This is a genomic window from Janibacter massiliensis (genome assembly GCF_900289115.1).
Classification (GTDB): Bacteria; Actinomycetota; Actinomycetes; order Actinomycetales; family Dermatophilaceae; genus Janibacter_A; species Janibacter_A massiliensis.
On sequence record NZ_LT985196.1, the window covers coordinates 1,739,173 to 1,759,686 of the forward strand.

Consider the following 20,514-nt stretch of genomic DNA (forward strand, 5'->3'; position numbering starts at 1 on the left):
AGGGCACAATGGGCCGGTGCCCGACCGACCCGTTCCCAGCTCCCCCCTCGACCCCGAGATCGCCGCTCGTCTCAAGCGCGACGACGCGGGACTGGTCGCCGCGATCGTCCAGCAGCACGACACCGGTGACGTCCTCATGCTCGGGTGGATGGACGACGAGGCCCTCCACCGCACCCTGACCAGCGGCCGGGTGACGTTCTGGTCCCGCAGCCGCCAGGAGTACTGGCGCAAGGGGGACACCTCGGGCCACGTCCAGCACGTGCGCTCCGTGGCCCTCGACTGCGACGGCGACGCGCTGCTCGTCCGGGTCGAGCAGGTTGGCGCGGCCTGCCACACCGGGGCGCGGACGTGCTTCGACGCCGGTGCGCTGCCGGTGTCGGCGCCCGTGGCCGGGTCGAGCGAGGTCCGCGCATGACCGCCGTCCCCGCCCTGCCGCTCGGCACGACCTGGCCGACGCGGGACACCTTCGAGGTCCTCGCCGCGGGTCGTCGTGTGATCCCCGTCGTCCGCCGTCTCATGGCCGACGGGGAGACCGCGGTGTCCCTGTACCGCAAGCTCGCCCAGGGACGCCCCGGGACGTTCCTGCTCGAGTCCGCCGAGCACGACGGGATGTGGGGCCGGTACTCGATCATCGGCGCCGCGTCGTCCGCGACGCTCACCGAGCGCGACGGCCAGGCGGTGTGGCTCGGCCGCCCGCCGGCCTCGGTGCCGACCGAGGGAGAGCCGACGGAGGTCCTGCGCGGCACGCTCGAGGCGCTCGCGACGGACCGGATCGAGGGACTGCCCCCGTTCACCGCCGGGCTGGTCGGGGCGATCACCTACGACGTGGTCCGGCGCTGGGAGAGCGTGCCGGCCGACCTGCCGCCCGTGCTCGACGTCCCCGAGCTCGGCCTCGTCCTCGCGACCGACGTCGCCGTGCTCGACCACGCGAGCGGCACCGTCCTGCTCGTCGCCAACGCGATCAACACCGACGACGCCCCGACGGGGGTCGAGCGGGCCCACGCCGACGCCTGCCGCCGCCTCGACGCGATGGTCGAGCGGCTCGCGCAGCCCGCGCCGAGCACGGTCGCCGTCGTCGACCCCGACCAGCTCGCGGCCGCGGAGGCGGAGATCGTCGGGGACACGACCCCGGAGGAGTTCCACGCGGTCGTCGAGGCGGCCAAGGAGGACATCCGCGCCGGCGAGGTCTTCCAGGTCGTCCTGTCCCAGCGGTTCTCGCTGCCGTGCCCCGTCGACGGGCTCGAGGTCTACCGGGCGCTGCGGGTGAGCAACCCCAGCCCATACATGTACTTCGTCCGGCTCGAGCACCCCGACGGCTCGACGTACGACGTCGTCGGCTCCTCCCCGGAGGCCTTGGTCACCGTCTCGGAGCGCCGGGCGACGACCCACCCCATCGCCGGGACGCGGCCACGCGGGAAGACCCCCGGGCACGACCAGCAGCTGGCCGACGAGCTCCTCGCCGACCCCAAGGAGCGCAGCGAGCACGTCATGCTCGTCGACCTGGGCCGCAACGACCTGCAACGGGTGTGCGAGGCCGGCACGGTCGAGGTCGTCGAGCTCATGCGGACCCGCTCCTACAGCCACGTCATCCACCTGGAGTCCACCGTCGTCGGCACGATGCGGCCCGAGGTCACTGCCTACGACGTGCTCGCCGCGACCTTCCCCGCAGGCACGCTGTCGGGGGCGCCGAAGCCGCGGGCGCTCGCCCTCATCGAGCGGTACGAGAAGAGCCGCCGCGGGCTGTACGGCGGCGTCGTCGGTTACTTCGACGTCCACGGCGACATGGACGTGGCGATCGCCATCCGGACGGCCCTCGTCGTCGGCGGCGTCGCCCACGTCCAGGCCGGCGCGGGGATCGTCGCCGACTCGGTGCCCGTCCTCGAGGAGCAGGAGTGCCGGAACAAGGCCCGGGCGGCGCTCCGGGCGGTCGCGACGGCCCGGGCGATCGTCCCTGCGCACGGGGCCCCAGGATGAGGCGTCGACTGACCTCCCGCGGCAGCGTCGTCATGGCCGCGGCCGTGTCCGCCTTGGCCGTCCTCGCCCTCGCCCGTCAGCCGTGGGCGACCGGGACCATCGGCGCCACCGCCGGGGTCCCCGGCGGTGGCGCCGTCGAGGTGACGGGGTCCGAGGCTGCGCCGGGCCTCGTCGGTCTCGCGCTGCTCCTCGCGGCCGGGGCGCTCGCCGCCGCGACGACCGGGCGGATCGGCCGGATCCTCGGCGTCCTCGCGATGTGGGCCGGCGCCCTGGGCCTGGTCGCCCTCGTCGCCGACGTCGTCCTCGACCCCGGATCGGCCCTGTCCGTCCGCGCCGCGGCGCTCAGCGGCATCACGGGCGAGGTGGGGACGACCGGCCACCGGCTGACGTGGACCCCGTGGGCCGCGCTCGCCGTCGGCGCGCTCGCTCTCCTCGCGGCTGCGGCTGCCACCCTGGGGCTGCAGTCGTGGTCGGGGCTCTCCTCTCGCTACGACTCCCCGACCACCGTGACCGCAGGCGCGCGCGGCGAGCGGGTGGGCACCGACTGGGACCGGTTGAGCGCCGGTGAGGATCCGACCCTCGGTCCCGACGACGCGCCGCACGAGCCTCGCTCCTAGATGTACCTGGCAGAGACGTTCATGACAGACGGCTGGTCGGTGGGAGGCCTGCGAGGGCTGAGTGGCGTCGGCGAGTGTTGTAGTAGGTCAGCCAGGGGTCAAGGGCGAGGGTTCGGGCGGTGTTGCTGGGGTAGGCCCAGGCCGGTCACCGCGTCGGCGAACGCACGGCTGTGCCGGTAGGCGAACGCGTTGTCGGTGATGACCTGTGGCAGGACCCCGTGGATCGGTCGGGGTCGTGTGAGAGTCCGATCAATGGGTGCAGACCGCAGCGTAGGCCACCGGGCTGAGGTAGCCCAGGGATGAGTGCGGACGGTCGTGGTTGTACTCGGTCTTCCAGTCGCCGATGACGACCTGGGCGTGGGTCATCGACCAGAACAGATTGATGTTCAGGCACTCGTCGCGCAGCCTGCTGTTGAACGATTGGGGCCTGACCCCGGTTCTTGGACACGCTGAATCCAGCACGTGGTGCTGGGGAAGCGAGACGATCCGAGAATCATGGCTAGGAAGAACTATTCCGAGGAGTTCCGTCGCCAGGCCGTCGACTTGTACGAGTCCACCCCGGGTGCCACGGTCCGCGGCATCGCCGAGGACCTCGGCATCGTGCGTGGCACGCTGCGGGGTTGGCTCGAGGTCTATGGGACCGGCAAGAAGACCGCTGCTGACGGGACGTTGACCTCCAGCCCACTGCAGTCCAGGCCGTCGAAGAAGAACTCCTCGGCGCCCGAAGGTGAGACGCCGGAGCAGAAGATCGACCGACTGGAGGCCGAGAACGCGGCGCTGCGGGCCGAGACCACCAAGCTCACCACCGAGCGGGAGATCCTGCAGCGGGCGGCCAAGTATTTCGCCGGGGAGACGCGCTGGTCAGTCGCTTCCAGTTCTTCGCCGACAACTCCGCCACCTTCGAGGTGAAGCGACTGTGCGAGCTCGTCGAGATCGAGCGCTCCTCCTACTACGCCTGGCTCAAGGCAGCCCCGGCACGCGAAGAGCGAGCTCGGGCCGATGCCGAGCTCGCGGAGCGGATCAGGGCCGTCCACGCCGAGGACAACACTTGCGGTGCGCCGCGGATCACCGCCGAGCTCAACGACAACACCCCTGCCGGTGAGCGGGTCAACCACAAGCGCGTCGCGCGGGTGATGCGGGCCGAGGGCATCCGTGGCTATGTGAAGAGGCGGCGGGTGCGGACCACGATCCCCGGAGCCGTCGGGGCAGAAGTACCCCGACCTGCTCCAGCGCGACTTCACCGCCGAGCGCCCCAACCGGCGCTACGTCGGCGACATCACCTACCTCCCGCTCGCGGACGGGACGAACCTGTATCTGGCGACCGTGATCGACTGCTACTCCCGACGGCTCGCCGGCTGGGCGATCGCCGACCACATGCGCACCGAACTCGTCGAGGAAGCGTTGAACGTCGCGGCCGCGACCCGAGACAGCCTCAAGGGCGCGATCTTCCACAGCGACCACGGGTCGGTCTACTGCTCCAAGGCCTACGCCCAGCTCTGCAAGAAGTTGGGCCTTACCCCCGGATCTTGGACACGGGGGTAAGGCCCGTCATTTCCCTCATCGCGATTCCCAAGCCGCCCAAGGCCACATGAACCGGCGGCAGATCCTCACCGATTGATTCATACCCCTAGGGGGTGACGGGAACCGAGGGAGTCTGCGCGGGCGGGGTGTGGCGTTGGGTGGATCGGTGCTGCCCGACCAGCCGACACGCACGCCGTTCGCTGACGTCGAAGACTCGACGCAGGTGAACAACGGCCGCGCGTCGGCGGGCCGGGCTCATAATTCCCCTTGGCGACCTCGCGGAGCATGTCTTTGTCCAGCTCGGCACCAGCAAGCAGACGCTTGAGCCGCTGATTCTCGGCACGCAACTTCTTCAGCTCCTCGGCGTCCTCGGCTTTCAGCCCGCCGAACTGGTTATGCCACCGAAAGTAGGTCTGCTCGGAGACACCGAGCTGCCGGGCAACCTCGGCCGTGTCAGCGCCCCCGGCCAGCAGCCGGTCGGCCTCGACCAACTTGCGCACGACCTACTCAGGCGTGTGTCGCTTCCTCGTTGTCATGGTGATGGAGCCTTCCTGCCCACCCTCGTGGGCCGCAAGGACTCTCACACCACCCGGACCAACCAACGGGGGTCACGCCACCTGCTCGATCCGTGTGATGCCGTGCGCGGCGAAGTACTGGCCGGCGCGGGCCAGGAACGCCGCGCAGGTCGTGCCCTTCTCGTCGGGGTGGATCTCGCTGTAGGCCAGGCGGGAATGGTCATCGACGGCTGAGTGCACGTAGTCGTAACCGATCCGGGCCCGACGGTTCTTGGCGGCNCCGCCGCGGCCGCGCGATCCTCCCCCTCTCTTTGCGTGGGCAGCATCAGATGTGAATAAGAGGCAGCCAGCTCCCCCGCACGGGAGCGCTCGTAGCGCACCGCGGTGCTCTTGGACGAGCGGAACACCTGCCCGGTCACCGGGTCACGGTCACGCAGGTAGGGCACGCGGTGCCGGCGCAGGACCGCGCTGACCGTGCGGGCCGGGATCCCCAGCTCCGCACCGATCCAGTCGGGTCCCGGACGCTGGGCCGCGCGCAGCGCCAGCACCCGTTCCTCCACCACCGCCGGGGTGCGCCGCGGGCACGACCGCGGCCGGGAGGACCGATCCACCAGACCCGCAGGCCCCTGGGACCGGTACCGCGCCACCCACCGGTGAGCGCACTGCCGGGAGATCCCCAGCTCTCTCTGGCCACGTGCGCCACCGGCCGGCCATGGTCGATGACCCGCTCGATCAGCAACCGGTGGCCGTGGACGTTCAGACGAGCATTAGCGTGGGCCACGAGGGCCTCCTTCGGTTTCGTGAAGACGTCAGACATCTCCACCCAACCGGGGAGGCTCCTCCCATTCCCCACCGGGGCCAGTGTCACCAACCTCTCTGCCGGGTACACCTAGACTCCGGACCATGCCCACAGTCCTCGACGACATCATCGTCGGCGTCCGGGAGGACCTCGAGCGGCGCCGTGCCGCCGCCCCCCGAGCCGATCTCGAGGCGCGCTGCGCACAGCAGCCGCCCGCCCGGCCCGTGTTGGACGCCCTCGCGGGCCCCGGGATCGGGTTGATCGCCGAGGTGAAGCGCCGCAGCCCGAGCAAGGGCGACATCGCGGACATCCCCGACCCCGCGGCCCTCGCGGCGACCTATGCGGCAGCGGGCGCGACGGTCGTGAGCGTCCTCACCGAGGAGCGCCGGTTCGGCGGCAGCCTCGCCGATCTCGACGCCGTCCGTGCCGCGGTCGAAACCCCGGTGCTGCGCAAGGACTTCGTCGTCGAGGACGACCAGGTCATCGAGGCGCGCGCCCACGGTGCCGACATCGTCCTGCTCATCGTCGCGGCCCTGGCCGACGTGGACCTCGATCGGCTCCTGCGGCTGACGGAGGAGCTGGGCATGACCGCCCTCGTCGAGGTGCACGACGAGGAGGAGACCCGCCGGGCGGTCGACGCCGGCGCCCGCGCCATCGGCGTCAACGCCCGGGACCTCAAGACCCTCGAGGTCCACCCGGCGACCTTCGCCCGGCTCCGACCCCTCGTGCCGGACGGCATCGTCACCGTCGCCGAGTCGGGCATCCGGGGGGCCGCGGACGCCGCCCGGTTCGCCGCGGAGGGCGCCGATGCGCTGCTCGTCGGTGAGGCCCTCGTCACCGACGGCGACCCGGCGACCGCGGTCCGGGCGATCATGGCGGCGGGTGGGCGCGCGTGAGCGAGCAGATCCCCGGCCGGTTCGGCCGGTTCGGCGGCAGGTACGTGCCCGAGGCACTCATCCCGGCGCTCGAGGAGCTCGACGAGGCCCGCCTCAAGGCCGCGGTCGACCCCGAGTTCACCGCGGAGCTCGCCGAGCTCCAGCGCTCCTACATCGGGCGCCCGAGCATCATCACCGAGGTACCGCGGTTCGCCGCGCACTGCGGCGGCGCCCGCGTCGTCCTCAAGCGCGAGGACCTCAACCACACCGGCTCGCACAAGATCAACAACGTCATCGCCCAGGCCCTCCTCACCCGCCGGATGGGCAAGCGGCGGGTCATCGCGGAGACCGGGGCCGGTCAGCACGGGGTCGCGACCGCGACGGCGGCCGCGCTCTTCGGGCTCGAGTGCACGATCTACATGGGCAAGGTCGACACCGAGCGTCAGGCGCTCAACGTCGCCCGGATGCGGATGCTCGGCGCCGAGGTCGTCGCCGTCGAGCACGGCAGCGCGACCCTCAAGGACGCGATCAACGAGGCCCTCCGGGACTGGGTGACGAACGTCGACCACACCCACTACGTGCTCGGGACGGTGACGGGGCCGCACCCGTTCCCCGAGATGGTGCGCGACTTCCACAAGGTTATCGGCGAGGAAGCAGCCGACCAGGTCCGCGCGCTCGCCGGACGGCTGCCGGACGCCGTCGTCGCGTGCGTCGGCGGGGGCTCGAACGCGATGGGGATCTTCCATCGGTTCGTCCCCGAGGAGTCCGTCCGGCTCATCGGCGTAGAGGCCGGCGGAGCAGGGGTCGGGACCGGACGGCACGCCGCGCGCTTCGCGACGGCGGAGCCGGGCGTCCTCCACGGGGCGATGAGCTACCTCATGCAGGACCGGGACGGCCAGACCCTCGAGACCCACTCGGTGAGCGCCGGCCTGGACTACCCGAGCGTCGGACCCGAGCACAGCCACCTGCGGGACACCGGCCGGGCCGAGTACCGGTACGCGACGGACGAGCAGGCGATGGAGGCCTTCCGCCTGCTGTGCCGCACCGAGGGCATCATCCCGGCGATCGAGTCGGCCCACGCGCTCGTCGGGGCCATGGAGGTCGGTCGCGAGCTCGGGCCCGAGGGGCTCGTCCTGGTCAACCTCTCCGGGCGCGGCGACAAGGACATGCACACGGCCGCGGAGTGGTTCGGGCTCGTCGAGCCGGGGGACCCGGACCGGCCTGCCGCCGGGACGACCGTCGACGGGGGAGCGGAGGACGCCGCCGTCGACGGTCCGGCGGCGGACGAGGGGGTCCAGGCATGACGACGGTCGCGCAGACCCTCCAGCGGTGCCACGAGGAGGACCGCGCCGCGCTCATCGGGTACCTGCCGGTCGGCTATCCCGACGTCGAGACCTCGATCGCGGCGATGGTCGCGCTCGCGGAGGCCGGCTGCGACATCGTCGAGATCGGTGTGCCCTACAGCGACCCCCTCATGGACGGTGCCGTCATCCAGCGCGCCGTCACGGAGGCGCTCGCCCGGGGCGTGCGGGTCGACGACGTCTTCGCCGCGACGCGAGCGGTCCGTGACGCCGGCGCGCCGCCCCTGGTGATGTCCTACTGGAACCTCGTCCTGCGCCGCGGGGTCGACCGCTTCGCGGCGGACCTCTCCGCGCACGGGGGGGCCGGTCTCATCACGCCCGACCTCGTGCCCGACGAGGCGGGGGAGTGGATCGCCGCGTCCGACACCCACGACCTCGAGCGGATCTTCCTCGTCGCCCCGAGCTCCACCCCGGAACGGCTGGCGAAGGTCACCGACGCCTGCCGTGGGTTCGTCTACGTCGCCTCGACGATGGGCGTCACCGGGGCCCGGGCCGAGGTCGGCACCGCGGCTCCCGAGCTCGTCGGGCGGGTGCGCGAGGTCACCGACCTCCCGCTGTGCGTCGGGCTCGGCGTGTCGACCCGGGAGCAGGCGGCGGAGGTCGCCTCCTTCGCGGACGGGGTCATCGTCGGCTCGGCGCTCGTGTCCTGCCTCGTCGACGTGGAACCCCAGGCGGGTCTCGAGGCGTTGAGGGAGCTGACGAGGGAGCTGGCCGCCGGGGTCCGCTCCGGACGAGGCGCAGGAGCGACGTGATGACGACCGAACGCCGGGAGCGGGTGCTCGACCTCGTCGGGCTGCTTGCGCGACTCGTCCTCGGCGGTGTCCTCATCGTCGCCGGGGCGCTCAAGGTCGGCAACCCCCTCGGGTCCGCCCGCGCGGTCCAGGCCTACCGGCTCCTGCCGTTCGAGGTCGCCGAGGTCGTCGGCTACGCGCTGCCGTACGTCGAGATCGTCCTCGGCGTGCTGCTCGTGCTGGGGCTGTTCACCCGGGCGAGCGCGCTCCTCGGCGCGCTGCTCATGATCGCCTTCATCATCGGCATCGGTTCCGCGTGGGCGCGGGGCCTGTCGATCGACTGCGGCTGCTTCGGCGGGGGCGGGGCCGTCGCCGAGGGCGAGACGAAGTACGGCTCCGAGATCGCCCGGGACGTCGTCTTCGCCCTGTGCGGGCTGTGGCTCGTCTGGCGGCCCCGCGCTCTTCTCAGCCTCGAGCGCCGGGTGTTCGGCGCAGCCTGAACCCATCGACCACGACCCGTCACGAGACGCAGGAGAACCACATGTCTTCGACCCCGAACGACCGCAAGGCGAAGGCCCAGGCCGCCGCGAAGGTCGACCACGGCGGCGGCCCGAACAGGATCCTCGTCGCCGGCCTCGTCGCCGTCGTCGCGCTCGCTGCGATCATCGCCGGGACGATCTTCGCCACCCGCTCCGGCAGCGGGGGTGGTGGCGGGGGTGCCCAGGCGCTGCCCACCGGCACCGAGCGCGGCGAGGGCATCGTCGTCAACGCCGACGAGGTCAAGGGCAAGGACGTGCCGACCGTCGACGTGTACGAGGACTTCCGCTGCCCGGTCTGCAAGGTGTACGAGGTGGGCCTGGGCAAGACGACGCAGGAGCTCGCGGAGGAGGGGAAGATCAAGCTCGTCGTCCACCTGAAGACCGTCATCGACTCCAGCCTCGGTGGCGATGCCTCGAAGGTGGCAGCGAGCACGGCGGTCTGCGCGGCCGAGCAGGGCAAGTGGTTCGAGTACCACGAAGCACTCTTCGCCAAGCAGGACCCGCAGGAGGGTCCGTTCGCCGACGGGGCTTTCGGCGAGGCCGCGCAGGAGGCAGGCATCACCGGCGCCGACCGCGTCGCCTTCGACCAGTGCGTGGCGGACCAGCGCTACACCGACTACGTCGAGTCCGTCGACGACGCGTCCTCGAAGCGCGGGATCAACGCCACGCCGGTCATCGTCGTCAACGGCACGCCGTACAACTGGGCGAGCACCGTCAACGGCGGGGACCAGCAGAACCCGCAGTTCGACACCGAGAAGTACGCGAAGGTCCTCACGAGCGGCAAGGTTGCTCCGGAGGAGGTCAACGACCAGATGCAGAAGGACATGGCCGCGGCCCAGGGCTGAGGCCGCCCCACCCGCCGCACGGCGTCACCCGTAGGGTGGCGCCGTGCTGCTGCCCCCGGCCTCCATCCCCAGCCCCACCGCGGGCGTGTACTTCCTCGGACCGGTCCCCCTGCGGGGCTACGCGTTGTGCATCGTCGCCGGGATCGTCCTCGCCGTCTGGATCACCGACCGCCGCCTCGTCGCCCGCGGTGCCCACCCGGGCGGCGCGGTCGATCTTGCGTTCTGGGCCGTCCCCTTCGGCATCCTCGGCGGGCGCCTCTACCACCTCATCACCACACCGGAGCCCTACTTCGGGGCAGGTGGCAATCCGCTCGACGCGGTGAAGCTGTGGAACGGCGGGCTCGGCATCTGGGGCGCGGTGGCGCTCGGTGCGCTCGGGGTCTGGCTCGGGTGCCGGCGCTCGGGCGTCCGGTTCCTCGACGCCGCGGATGCCGCCGCGCCGGGCGTCGCGCTCGCCCAGGGCATCGGCCGGTGGGGCAACTGGTTCAACAACGAGCTCTACGGCGAGCGGACGGACCTGCCGTGGGGGCTCGTCATCCACCAGTGGGACTCGCGACTGGGGCGGGCGGTCATCGACGCGAACGGCGAGCCGGTCGTCCTCGGCACCTTCCACCCGACATTCCTCTACGAGTCGGTGTTCTGCATCCTCCTCGGGCTCGGCCTCCTCCTGCTCGACCGCCGAGCTGCGCTGCCGCGCGGCGCGATGACCGGGCTCTATGTCGCCGGGTACCCCGTCGGCCGGATCGTCGTCGAGGCGATGCGGACCGACGAGGCGAACACGATCCTCGGCCTGCGGGTGAACATCTGGACCTCGGTGATCGTGTTCGCGCTCGGGTGCTGGATCATCTGGTGGGCCCACCGCCGTGCCAGTCGGACCGAGGTCGACCATCGTCCAGATGGTGAGATTTCGACGTTCACATCGTAAAACGGCCCTCTGCTACCCTTCGCTCATCGCGGCCACCGGTGTCCGCGCCTGCCGCTGACCCGCGGCGTCCGCAGTACCCCCACGACCGCAGCACGGACCTCCGTCGACCCCTGACGGCGGTGCGGCACGCACGAGCAAGGACGGTGATCGAGATGACCACCCGGTTCTCCGCACTCCCCGCCGATCACGGCCTCTACCGGCGCGAGAACGAGCACGACGCGTGCGGTGTCGCCATGGTCGCGACGATGCGCGGGCACGCCGGTCACGACATCGTCGACCACGCGCTCACCGCCCTGCTCAACCTCGACCACCGGGGCGCCACCGGCGCAGACCCGCTCGTCGGTGACGGCGCGGGCATCCTCACCCAGGTGCCCGACCGCTTCCTGCGCGAGGTGTTCGCCGAGCTCGGCACGCAGCTGCCGGAGGCCGGTGCGTACGTCGTCGGCAACGGGTACCTGCCCCAGGACGGCGACGAGCGCTGGATCGCCTGCGAGCGGTTCGCCTCCATCGCGCAGGAGGAGGGCCTGAACGTCCTCGCGTGGCGCGACCTGGCGGTGGAGGACGGCATCGTCGGGCAGGCCGCCCGGGACTGCATGCCCCACTTCGCCCAGGTCGTCCTCGTGCCCCGGGACGACGCGGTCCGCGGGCTGGAGCTCGAGCGGCTGGCGTTCGTCACCCGCAAGCGGGCCGAGCGGGAGTGCGAGCTCTACTTCCCCTCGATGTCGAGCCGGACGATCGTCTACAAGGGCATGCTCACCCCGGGCCAGCTCGAGCACTTCTACGCCGACCTGCAGGACGAGCGGTTCGAGACCTCGTTGGCGCTCGTGCACTCGCGCTTCTCGACGAACACCTTCCCGAGCTGGCCGCTGAGCCACCCGTACCGGCTCATCGCGCACAACGGCGAGATCAACACCGTCAAGGGCAACCGGAACTGGATGCACGCCCGCGAGTCCCAGCTCGCCAGCGACGCCATCCCCGGTGACCTCTCGCGGCTCTCGCCGATCTGCACGCCGGGCGCGAGCGACTCGGCCTCCTTCGACGAGGTCCTTGAGCTGCTCCACCTCGGCGGACGGTCGCTGCCGCACTCGGTCCTCATGATGATCCCGGAGGCGTGGGAGAACCACGCCACCATGGACGCCGACCGGCGCGCCTTCTACGAGTTCCACTCGATGTTCATGGAGCCGTGGGACGGACCGGCCTGCGTCACGTTCACCGACGGCTCCCTCGTCGGCGCGGTGCTCGACCGCAACGGCCTCCGTCCCGGCCGGTACTGGGTCACCCAGGACGGTCTCGTGGTCCTCGCCTCCGAGGCCGGGGTCCTCGACCTGGAGCCGACGGACGTCGTCGAGAAGGGTCGGCTCGCGCCCGGCCGGATGTTCCTCGTCGACACCGTCGAGGGGCGGATCGTGCCGGACGAGGAGGTCAAGGGAGAGCTCGCCGAGCAGCAGCCCTACGGGGAGTGGCTCGAGAAGGGCCTCACGCACCTGGACGCCCTGCCGGACCGGGAGCACATCCTCCACACCGCGAAGTCCGTCGCCCGTCGCCAGCAGACCTTCGGCTACACCGAGGAGGAGCTCAAGGTCATCATCGCGCCGATGGCGCAGACCGGGGGAGAGGCCCTCGGGTCGATGGGGACCGACACGCCGCTCGCCGTCCTGTCCGACAAGCCGCGTCTCGTCTTCGACTACTTCACGCAGCTGTTCGCGCAGGTGACCAACCCTCCCCTCGACGCGATCCGCGAGGAGCTCGTCACCTCGCTCGGCACCGTCATCGGCCCGGAGGGCAACCTCCTGGGGGCCGGCCCCGAGCACTGCCGGCAGATCGTCCTGCCCTTCCCGGTCATCGACAACGACGACCTGGCCAAGATCGTCCACATCAACGCAGACGGTGACCAGCCGGGGTACGCGACGACGGTCGTGCGAGGGACCTACCTCGTCGACGGCGGCGAAGCCTCCCTGCGCGCTCGCCTGAACGAGATCTTCGCGGAGGTCGACGCCGCGATCGCCGACGGGACCCGGTTCGTCGTCCTGTCCGACCGGGACTCCGACCGCGAGCACGCGCCGATCCCCTCGCTGCTCCTGACGAGCGCGGTGCACCACCACCTCATCCGGCAGAAGACCCGCACCCAGGTCGGACTCCTCGTGGAGGCCGGCGACGTGCGCGAGGTCCACCACGTCGCCCTCCTCGTCGGCTACGGCGCTGCGGCGGTCAACCCCTACCTGGCGATGGAGTCGGCCGAGGACCTCGTCCGTTCCGGCCTCATCAAGGACATCACGGGCGACCAGGCGGTCCGCAACGTCATCAAGGCCCTCGGCAAGGGCGTGCTCAAGGTCATGTCGAAGATGGGCATCTCCACCGTGGCCTCGTACCGCGGCGCCCAGGTCTTCGAGGCGATCGGCCTCTCCCAGGCGCTCGTCGACGAGTTCTTCACGGGCACGGTCTCGCAGCTGGGCGGTATCGGGCTGGACGTCATCGCGGCCGAGACCGAGGCGCGCCACCGGGCCGCGTACCCCATCGACGGTCAGCAGCTCTCGCACCGAAAGCTCGCGATCGGCGGCGAGTACAAGTGGCGCCGCGAGGGCGAGCCGCACCTGTTCGACCCGGAGACGGTCTTCCGGCTCCAGCACAGCACGCGCAACCGTCGCTACGACATCTTCAAGCAGTACACCCGCCGGGTCGACGAGCAGTCCGAGCGCCTGATGACGCTGCGGGGTCTCTTCGAGCTCGTCGGCGACGGTCGCGAGCCGATCAGCGTCGACGAGGTCGAGCCCGTCTCCGAGATCGTCAAGCGGTTCAACACCGGTGCGATGAGCTACGGCTCGATCAGCCGCGAGGCCCACGAGACGCTCGCCGTCGCGATGAACCGGCTCGGTGGCCGGTCGAACACCGGCGAGGGCGGCGAGGACCTCGAGCGGCTCATGGACCCGACCCGCCGCAGCGCGATCAAGCAGGTCGCCTCGGGCCGCTTCGGCGTGACCTCGGTGTACCTGACGAACGCCGACGACATCCAGATCAAGATGGCCCAGGGCGCCAAGCCCGGCGAGGGCGGCCAGCTGCCCGGGCACAAGGTGTACCCGTGGGTGGCGCGCACCCGGCACAGCACGCCGGGCGTGGGGCTCATCTCGCCCCCGCCGCACCACGACATCTACTCGATCGAGGACCTCGCCCAGCTCATCCACGACCTGAAGAACGCCAACCCCTCGGCGCGGGTCCACGTCAAGCTCGTGTCCGAGATCGGGGTCGGGACGGTCGCCGCCGGCGTGAGCAAGGCGCACGCCGACGTCGTCCTCGTCTCGGGCCACGACGGTGGGACGGGCGCCTCGCCGCTCACCTCGCTCAAGCACGCAGGTGGCCCGTGGGAGCTCGGCCTGGCCGAGACCCAGCAGACGCTCGTCCTCAACGGGCTGCGCGACCGGATCGTCGTCCAGGTCGACGGGCAGATCAAGACCGGCCGCGACGTCGTGGTCGCCGCCCTTCTGGGCGCCGAGGAGTTCGGCTTCGCGACCGCCCCGCTCGTCGTCAGCGGCTGCATCATGATGCGCGTCTGCCACCTCGACACCTGTCCCGTCGGCGTCGCCACGCAGAACCCGGAGCTGCGCGCCCGGTACTCGGGCAAGCCCGAATTCGTCGAGACGTACTTCGAGTACATCGCCGAAGAGGTCCGCGAGCACCTGGCGGCGCTCGGCTTCCGGTCGATCGAGGAGGCGGTCGGTCAGGTCGCGGCCCTCGACATCGCCAAGGCGGTCTCGCACTGGAAGGCCTCCGGCCTCGACCTCGCGCCGATCCTTGCCGAGGCGACCCCGGCGGAGGGCCAGGACCGGTACTGCACCCAGCCGCAGGACCACGGCCTCGAGCGGGCGCTCGACCACGAGCTCATCGCCCTGGCCCGCCCCGCCCTCGACGACGGCGCTCCGGTGACGGGGACCCTCGCGGTCCGCAACGTCAACCGGACCGTCGGCACGATGCTCGGCCACGAGGTGACCAAGCGCTACCCCGAGGGCCTGCCCGACGGGACGATCGACCTCACGCTCACGGGCACCGCGGGCCAGTCGTTCGGCGCATTCCTGCCCAAGGGCGTCACGCTGCGCCTCGTCGGCGACGCGAACGACTACGTCGGCAAGGGCCTGTGCGGCGGTCGCGTCATCGTCCGCCCGCAGGACGACGGTCGGCTCGTGGCCGAGGAGAACGTCGTCGCCGGCAACGTCATCGGCTACGGCGCGACGACCGGTGAGATCTTCCTGCGCGGCATCGCCGGCGAGCGCTTCTGCGTCCGCAACTCGGGCGCGACCGCGGTCGTCGAGGGCATCGGCGACCACGGCTGCGAGTACATGACCGGGGGCGAGGTCGTCATCCTCGGCCGGACCGGGCGGAACTTCGCAGCCGGCATGTCCGGGGGCGTGGCCTACGTCCTCGACCTCGACGCGGACCTGGTCAACCCTGAGCTCGTCGACATCCAGGGCCTGCGCCCGTCCGACGTCGAGCGGGCCCGCGAGCTGCTCGAGGCGCACGTGGAGCACACCGGTTCGAGCCTGGCGCAGTCCCTGCTGGCCGACTGGCCCACCGCGGCCGCGCGCTTCTCGCTCGTGCTCCCGCGCGACTACCAGCGGGTCCTCGACGTCCGCGCCGCGGCGCAGGCAGAGGGGCTCGACATCGATGGAACCGAGGTCTGGGACCGGATCATGGAGGCTTCCCGTGGCTGACCCGCACGGCTTTCTCAAGCACCGCGAGCGCGAGCTCCCGGCCCGGCGCCCCGTCCCGGTGCGCCTCATGGACTGGAAGGAGGTCTACGAGAACCGCGACCTCGACCAGCTCCGGCGGCAGGCGAGCCGGTGCATGGACTGCGGCATCCCGTTCTGCCACTCCGGCTGCCCGCTGGGCAACCTCATCCCGGAGTGGAACGACCTCGCGTGGCGCGGCGACTGGCGCGAGGCGATCGAGCGCCTGCACGCGACGAACAACTTCCCCGAGTTCACCGGCCGCCTGTGCCCGGCCCCCTGCGAGACCGCCTGCGTCCTGGGGATCAACCAGCCCGCGGTGACGATCAAGGAGATCGAGGTCTCGACGATCGAGGTCGCGTTCGGCTTCGGCGGGGTGCAGCCCCAGCCGCCGGACCGCCTCACGGGCAAGACGGTGGGGGTCATCGGCTCCGGTCCGGCGGGCCTCGCGGCCGCGCAGCAGCTGACGCGGGCCGGTCACACCGTCGCCGTCATCGAGCGTGCCGACCGCGCGGGCGGCCTGCTGCGCTACGGCATCCCCGAGTTCAAGATGGAGAAGTCGGTCGTCGACCGGCGCCTGGCCCAGATGACCGCGGAGGGCACCCGCTTCCGTACGGGCGTCGACGTCGGGGTCGACATCACCGGTGATGAGCTGCGCGCACGGTACGACGCGATCGTCCTGGCCATCGGCTCGACCCGGCCGCGGGACCTGCCGGTTCCCGGTCGCGAGCTCGACGGCATCGTCCAGGCGATGGACTACCTCCCGCAGGCCAACCGGGTCGCGGTCGGCGACGAGGTGACCGGGCAGATCACCGCCGAGGGCAAGGACGTCGTCGTCATCGGCGGCGGGGACACCGGCGCCGACTGCATCGGCACCGCGCTGCGGCAGGGCGCCCGCTCGGTGACGAGCCTGGAGATCATGCCGCGCCCGTCCGAGGACCGGCCCGAGACCCAGCCCTGGCCGACCTACCCGATGATCTACCGGGTCGCCTCGGCCCACGAGGAGGGCGGGGAGCGCGAGTACGCGGTCTCCACCTCCGAGATCCTCGGCGAGGACGGCCGGGTGACCGGTGTTCGGGTGACCGAGGTGCGCCGCACCGAGGGCGGGTTCGAGCCGGCGGAGGGGACGGAGCGGGTCATCCCGGCCCAGCTCGTGCTCCTCGCGATGGGCTTCGTCGGTCCGGAGACGGACGGCGTCGTCGAGCAGCTCGGGCTCGAGCTCGACGAGCGGGGCAACATCCGTCGCGACCGGTCGTACATGACGAACGTCCCCGGTGTCTTCGTCGCCGGTGACGCGGGCCGCGGTCAGTCGCTCATCGTGTGGGCGATCGCCGAGGGCCGCTCCGCGGCGCAGGGGGTCGACGCGTGGCTCACCGGGTCCTCGGCGCTGCCGCGCCCGGTGAACCCGACGGACCGGCCGCTCGTCGTCTGACGGGCGACGCCCGGCGGACGCGGGCGTGAACGGCGATCGACGGGGTCGTGACGCGTGGAGTGCCGCGTCACGACCCCGCGGTCGTTCCTCCTAGGGTGGGTGACATGCGCCGCGCCAAGATCGTCTGCACCCTCGGCCCTGCCACCAGCGCACCCGACCGACTCGTCGCGCTCGTCGAGGCGGGCATGGACGTCGCCCGGCTCAACCTCTCCCACGGCACCCACGCAGACCACGCCCGCGTGTACGCGGACGTGCGCGCGGCGAGCGACCAGGTCGGCCACGCGGTCGGCGTGCTCGCCGACCTGCAGGGGCCGAAGATCCGCACGGGCCGGTTCGTCGACGGCGGCGTGGAGCTCGTCGCGGGCGAGCAGTTCACCATCACGACGCGGGACGTGCCCGGGGGCCTGCACGAGGTCTCGACGACGTACCCGGGCCTGCCGCTGGACGTCTCGCCCGGTGACCGGATCCTCGTCGACGACGGGAAGATCTCCCTCGTCGCGATCGCCGTGACGGACACCGACGTCGTGACGACCGTCGTCGAGGGCGGCCGGATCTCGAACAACAAGGGCATCAACCTCCCCGGCGTCGCCGTCTCCGTGCCCGCTCTCAGCGAGAAGGACGAGGACGACCTGCGTTGGGCGCTCCGGACGGGCGTCGACATGGTCGCCCTGTCCTTCGTCCGCGAGGCCTCCGACGTCACCCGGGTGCACGCGATCATGGACGAGGTCGGTCGGCGCGTGCCCGTCATCGCCAAGATCGAGAAGCCGCAGGCGGTGGACAACCTCGCCGCGATCATCGAGGCCTTCGACGGCGTCATGGTCGCCCGCGGTGACCTGGGCGTCGAGCTGCCCCTGGAGGAGGTCCCGCTCGTCCAGAAGCACGCGGTCGAGATGTGCCGCCGGCAGGCCAAGCCGGTCATCGTCGCCACACAGGTCCTCGAGTCGATGATCGAGGCACCCAGGCCGACGCGCGCCGAGGCCTCCGACGCGGCCAACGCGGTGCTCGACGGGGCCGACGCGCTCATGCTCTCGGGGGAGACGAGTGTCGGCGCCTACCCCATCGAGGCCGTGCGGACGATGGCGCGGATCATCGAGACGACGGAGGAGGACGGCATGCACCGGCTCGCGCTGACGACGAAGCCGACGACGAAGGGCGGCGCCGTCACCGCAGCGGCCTCCGAGATCGGCGACATCATCGGCGCCCGCTACCTCGTCGTCTTCACGACGTCCGGGGACGCCGCGCGACGCCTGGCCCGGACCCGGTCGAAGATCCCGATGCTCGCCTTCACCCCCTTGGGGGAGACGCGCTCGAGGCTCGCCCTCACGTGGGGCATCGAGACCTTCCTCGTCCCACCGGTCGAGCACACCGACGAGTTCGCGTACCAGACCGACTCGATCCTCCTGTCCCTCGGGCGGGCCGTCGAGGGCGACCAGGTGATCATCGTCGCGGGCTCGCCGCCCGGGATCCCGGGATCGACCAACGCCCTGCGGGTCCACCGGATCGGTGACGCCCGGCAGGGGAACGCCCCCGCGTACGCAGCCCTCCACTGACGGCTCGCCCCGTCTGCCGACCCCGTGCGCGTCGTACCGCTCGCTAGACTGCCCTCGGTCCGGGCCGGGATGGTGGAACGGCAGACACGGGGCACTCAAAATGCTCTGCCCGCAAGGGCGTGCGGGTTCGAATCCCGCTCCCGGCACGCCCGTCCCCCGGACGGGCGGCACGACAGCCCGGCACGACCTGACACCGCGTCGAGACAGCGAGGTCCACGATGACGCAGCCCCCGACCGCCCCCTCCGCCTCCGGCTCGGAGCGCGAGCCGGACGACAGCCGCGCGCGACGGATCGTGCTCGCCGACGACGAGGCGCTCATCCGCCTTGATCTCGCGGAGATGCTCGAGGACGCCGGGTACGAGATCGTCGGTCAGGCGCCCGACGGTCAGCAGGCGGTCGAGCTCGTGCGCTCGCTCACCCCGGACCTCGCCGTCCTCGACGTGAAGATGCCGGTGATGGACGGCCTCAGCGCGGCGGAGGAGATCGGCCGGGAGCGGATCTGCCCCGTCGTCATGCTCACCGCGTTCAGCCAGAAGGAGCTCGTCGAGCGGGCCCGCGACGCTGGTGTCATGGCGTACGTCGTCAAGCCGTTCACCGCCGGGGACATCGCCCCCGCGATCGACATCGCGCTGTCCCGGTGGTCCGAGATCAGCGCGCTCGAGGCCGAGGTCGCCGACCTCGGCGAGCGGCTGGAGACCCGCAAGGCGGTGGACCGGGCCAAGGGCATCCTCATGCGGCGGCTCGACCTCAGCGAGCCAGACGCGTTCCGCTGGATCCAGAAGACGGCGATGGACCGGCGGCTCGGGATGCGCGAGGTCGCCGACGCGGTCGTCGCGGGGATGGACACCGACTGACCCCGGTCAGCGCAGGAGCACGACCGCCTGGGTGAGCAGCGGCGCGAGGACGAGCGCCGGCAGCAGGTCGCCGACGGGGATCTCGCGCACGCGCATCAGACGGAGCCCGATGCCGACGAGCATGAGGCCCCCGGTCGCGGTGAGCGCCGCGATGTGCGGCTCGGGCAGGACCGACCCGAGGACGAGGCCGAGCAGCGTGAGGCTGCCCTGGACGACGGCGACGGACACGGCGGAGAAGAGGACCCCGACGCCGAAGGAGCTGGCGAAGGCGAGCGAGGCGAAGCCGTCGAGGACCGACTTGAGGACGAGCTGGTCGATGCCGCGGCCGAGCCCGTCGTTGAGCGAGCCGAGGATCGTCAGCGGCCCGACGCAGAACAGCAGCGAGGCGGTGAGCCAGCCCTCGACGAAGCGCTCACGGCCGGCATGGGTGTCGCCGGCGTCCGGGCCGTCGGCGAGGGCCGGGGAGCGCCGGGCGACGAGCCGCTGGACGGTGCCGGCGAGCCCTTCGAGCCGGTCGTCGATCCGCCACCCCGACCCGAGCATCCCGCCGACGACGAGGGAGAAGAGGACGACGAGCACCGGGACACCGGACCCGAGGGCGGCGGTGAGGCTCGGGGAGGTGATCTCGAGCGCGGACAGACCCGCCATGAGGAGGGTGACGAGCCCGAGCCCGTCCGTGCCGACCGACCGGGTGCGCTCGGGGATGCGGTGACCGACGACCATCCCCAGCAGGCTGCCGATGACGACCGTGGCGACGTTGATCGCCGTCCCGGCCCCGACGAACCCGCCGTCCATCAGGCGCCCGGGGCGGCGTCGCGCAGCAGGCAGGTGATCCGGGCCGTGCAGATCCGCCGGTCGTCCTCGTCGGTGACGACGACCTCGTAGCAGGCGAGGGTCGACCCGAGCTGGACCGGCGTCGCGACGCCGGTGACGACGCCGCCACGGGCCGCCCGGTGGTGCGTGGCGTTGATGTCGACCCCGACGGCGATCCGCCCGGGGCCGGCGTGGATCGCGGAACCGATGGAGCCGAGCGTCTCGGCGAGGACGACCGATGCGCCGCCGTGGAGCAGGCCGTAGGGCTGGGTGTTGCCCTCGACCGGCATCCGCGCGACGACCCGGGCCGAGCTGCACAGGACGAGCTCGATCTCCATCCGCTGCGCCAGGCCGCCGGCGCCGCCCGCGAGGACCTGCTCCGTCATGTCCGTCGGGTCGCCCAACCGGGGTTGCTCGTCCACTGCCGCTCCATCTGCTCGGGTCGCGG

16 protein-coding genes, 1 tRNA gene and 6 pseudogenes are annotated in these 20,514 nt (G+C 71.7%); 15 read left to right on the forward strand and 8 right to left on the reverse strand.

Going from position 1 to position 20,514, the window contains the following annotated elements:
* The first annotated feature begins 16 nt into the window (after nt 1–16).
* From hisI to DAA34_RS08500, 3 genes are read left to right on the forward strand one after another with little or no spacing between them, the layout of a single operon-like run.
* A complete protein-coding gene (gene hisI, locus DAA34_RS08490; RefSeq protein ID WP_106818480.1) occupies nt 17–415 on the forward strand; it encodes a phosphoribosyl-AMP cyclohydrolase in 399 nt (132 codons plus the stop codon).
* Nucleotides 412–1,974 carry an anthranilate synthase component I gene (locus tag DAA34_RS08495; protein ID WP_106818482.1) on the forward strand — a complete coding sequence of 521 codons (1,563 nt, stop codon included), beginning with the start codon at nt 412–414 and terminating at the stop codon, nt 1,972–1,974. Before hisI ends, DAA34_RS08495 begins: the two co-directional genes overlap by 4 nt.
* A complete protein-coding gene (locus tag DAA34_RS08500; RefSeq protein ID WP_106818484.1) occupies nt 1,971–2,591 on the forward strand; it encodes a Trp biosynthesis-associated membrane protein in 621 nt (206 codons plus the stop codon). The genes DAA34_RS08495 and DAA34_RS08500 overlap by 4 nt, the downstream gene beginning before the upstream one ends.
* Nucleotides 2,592–2,610: 19 nt before the next feature.
* On the opposite strand, the pseudogene DAA34_RS12740 reads toward DAA34_RS08500, so the two are convergent.
* From DAA34_RS12740 to DAA34_RS08510, 3 pseudogenes are all read right to left on the reverse strand, one after another.
* Nucleotides 2,611–2,718 (reverse strand): annotated as a pseudogene (locus DAA34_RS12740) (integrase core domain-containing protein); the annotation flags it as partial.
* Nucleotides 2,714–2,812, reverse strand: a pseudogene (locus tag DAA34_RS12800) (IS481 family transposase); the annotation flags it as partial. The pseudogenes DAA34_RS12740 and DAA34_RS12800, both read right to left, overlap by 5 nt.
* 28 nt (nt 2,813–2,840) lie before the next feature.
* Nucleotides 2,841–3,014 (reverse strand): annotated as a pseudogene (locus tag DAA34_RS08510) (integrase core domain-containing protein); the annotation flags it as partial.
* A gap of 72 nt (nt 3,015–3,086) precedes the next feature.
* Between DAA34_RS08510 and DAA34_RS08515 the strand changes: the two are divergent.
* A pseudogene (locus tag DAA34_RS08515) lies at nt 3,087–4,109 on the forward strand (IS3-like element ISTesp3 family transposase); the annotation flags it as partial.
* Nucleotides 4,110–4,230: 121 nt separating this feature from the next.
* On the opposite strand, the pseudogene DAA34_RS08520 reads toward DAA34_RS08515, so the two are convergent.
* The 3 genes and pseudogenes from DAA34_RS08520 to DAA34_RS12745 all read right to left on the reverse strand — a co-directional run.
* Nucleotides 4,231–4,612: pseudogene (locus DAA34_RS08520) on the reverse strand (transposase); the annotation flags it as partial.
* 108 nt (nt 4,613–4,720) lie between these two features.
* Nucleotides 4,721–4,867, reverse strand: coding sequence for a hypothetical protein (locus DAA34_RS12300; RefSeq protein ID WP_199847514.1), 147 nt, complete (start codon nt 4,865–4,867; stop codon nt 4,721–4,723).
* Between the two features lie 284 nt (nt 4,868–5,151).
* Nucleotides 5,152–5,274, reverse strand: a pseudogene (locus DAA34_RS12745) (leucine zipper domain-containing protein); the annotation flags it as partial.
* A gap of 256 nt (nt 5,275–5,530) precedes the next feature.
* Between DAA34_RS12745 and trpC the strand changes: the two are divergent.
* The 11 genes from trpC (at nt 5,531) to DAA34_RS08585 (ending at nt 19,253) form a co-directional block, all read left to right on the forward strand.
* Nucleotides 5,531–6,322: an indole-3-glycerol phosphate synthase TrpC gene (gene trpC / locus DAA34_RS08535; RefSeq protein WP_106818492.1), complete on the forward strand. Its 792-nt coding sequence runs from the start codon at nt 5,531–5,533 to the stop codon at nt 6,320–6,322.
* Complete coding sequence (gene trpB, locus DAA34_RS08540; protein ID WP_106818494.1) at nt 6,319–7,605, forward strand: tryptophan synthase subunit beta; 1,287 nt, start codon at nt 6,319–6,321, stop codon at nt 7,603–7,605. The genes trpC and trpB overlap by 4 nt, the downstream gene beginning before the upstream one ends.
* Nucleotides 7,602–8,414, forward strand: coding sequence for a tryptophan synthase subunit alpha (gene trpA / locus DAA34_RS08545; protein WP_106818496.1), 813 nt, complete (start codon nt 7,602–7,604; stop codon nt 8,412–8,414). The genes trpB and trpA overlap by 4 nt, the downstream gene beginning before the upstream one ends.
* Nucleotides 8,414–8,893 carry a MauE/DoxX family redox-associated membrane protein gene (locus DAA34_RS08550; RefSeq protein ID WP_106818499.1) on the forward strand — a complete coding sequence of 160 codons (480 nt, stop codon included), beginning with the start codon at nt 8,414–8,416 and terminating at the stop codon, nt 8,891–8,893. Before trpA ends, DAA34_RS08550 begins: the two co-directional genes overlap by 1 nt.
* 41 nt (nt 8,894–8,934) lie before the next feature.
* On the forward strand, nt 8,935–9,777 hold the full coding sequence (locus tag DAA34_RS08555; RefSeq protein WP_106818501.1) for a DsbA family protein: 843 nt from the start codon (nt 8,935–8,937) through the stop codon (nt 9,775–9,777).
* Nucleotides 9,778–9,826: 49 nt separating this feature from the next.
* Nucleotides 9,827–10,702: a prolipoprotein diacylglyceryl transferase gene (gene lgt, locus DAA34_RS08560; RefSeq protein ID WP_106819992.1), complete on the forward strand. Its 876-nt coding sequence runs from the start codon at nt 9,827–9,829 to the stop codon at nt 10,700–10,702.
* A 152-nt stretch (nt 10,703–10,854) separates the two neighbouring features.
* Nucleotides 10,855–15,402 carry a glutamate synthase large subunit gene (gene gltB, locus DAA34_RS08565; protein ID WP_106819994.1) on the forward strand — a complete coding sequence of 1,516 codons (4,548 nt, stop codon included), beginning with the start codon at nt 10,855–10,857 and terminating at the stop codon, nt 15,400–15,402.
* Nucleotides 15,395–16,849 carry a glutamate synthase subunit beta gene (locus tag DAA34_RS08570; RefSeq protein ID WP_106818503.1) on the forward strand — a complete coding sequence of 485 codons (1,455 nt, stop codon included), beginning with the start codon at nt 15,395–15,397 and terminating at the stop codon, nt 16,847–16,849. Before gltB ends, DAA34_RS08570 begins: the two co-directional genes overlap by 8 nt.
* A 104-nt stretch (nt 16,850–16,953) precedes the next feature.
* Entirely contained in the window at nt 16,954–18,399 is a 1,446-nt protein-coding gene (gene pyk / locus DAA34_RS08575) for a pyruvate kinase (protein WP_106818505.1), read from the forward strand.
* 63 nt (nt 18,400–18,462) lie between these two features.
* A tRNA-Leu gene (locus DAA34_RS08580) sits at nt 18,463–18,545 on the forward strand.
* A 72-nt stretch (nt 18,546–18,617) separates the two neighbouring features.
* Entirely contained in the window at nt 18,618–19,253 is a 636-nt protein-coding gene (locus DAA34_RS08585; RefSeq protein ID WP_106818507.1) for an ANTAR domain-containing response regulator, read from the forward strand.
* Nucleotides 19,254–19,259: 6 nt separating this feature from the next.
* On the opposite strand, the gene DAA34_RS08590 is transcribed toward DAA34_RS08585, so the two are convergent.
* Nucleotides 19,260–20,048 carry a DUF554 domain-containing protein gene (locus DAA34_RS08590; protein WP_106818508.1) on the reverse strand — a complete coding sequence of 263 codons (789 nt, stop codon included), beginning with the start codon at nt 20,046–20,048 and terminating at the stop codon, nt 19,260–19,262.
* Nucleotides 20,048–20,452, reverse strand: coding sequence for a PaaI family thioesterase (locus DAA34_RS08595; protein WP_106819996.1), 405 nt, complete (start codon nt 20,450–20,452; stop codon nt 20,048–20,050). The genes DAA34_RS08590 and DAA34_RS08595 overlap by 1 nt, the downstream gene beginning before the upstream one ends.
* Nucleotides 20,453–20,514 lie beyond the last annotated feature (62 nt).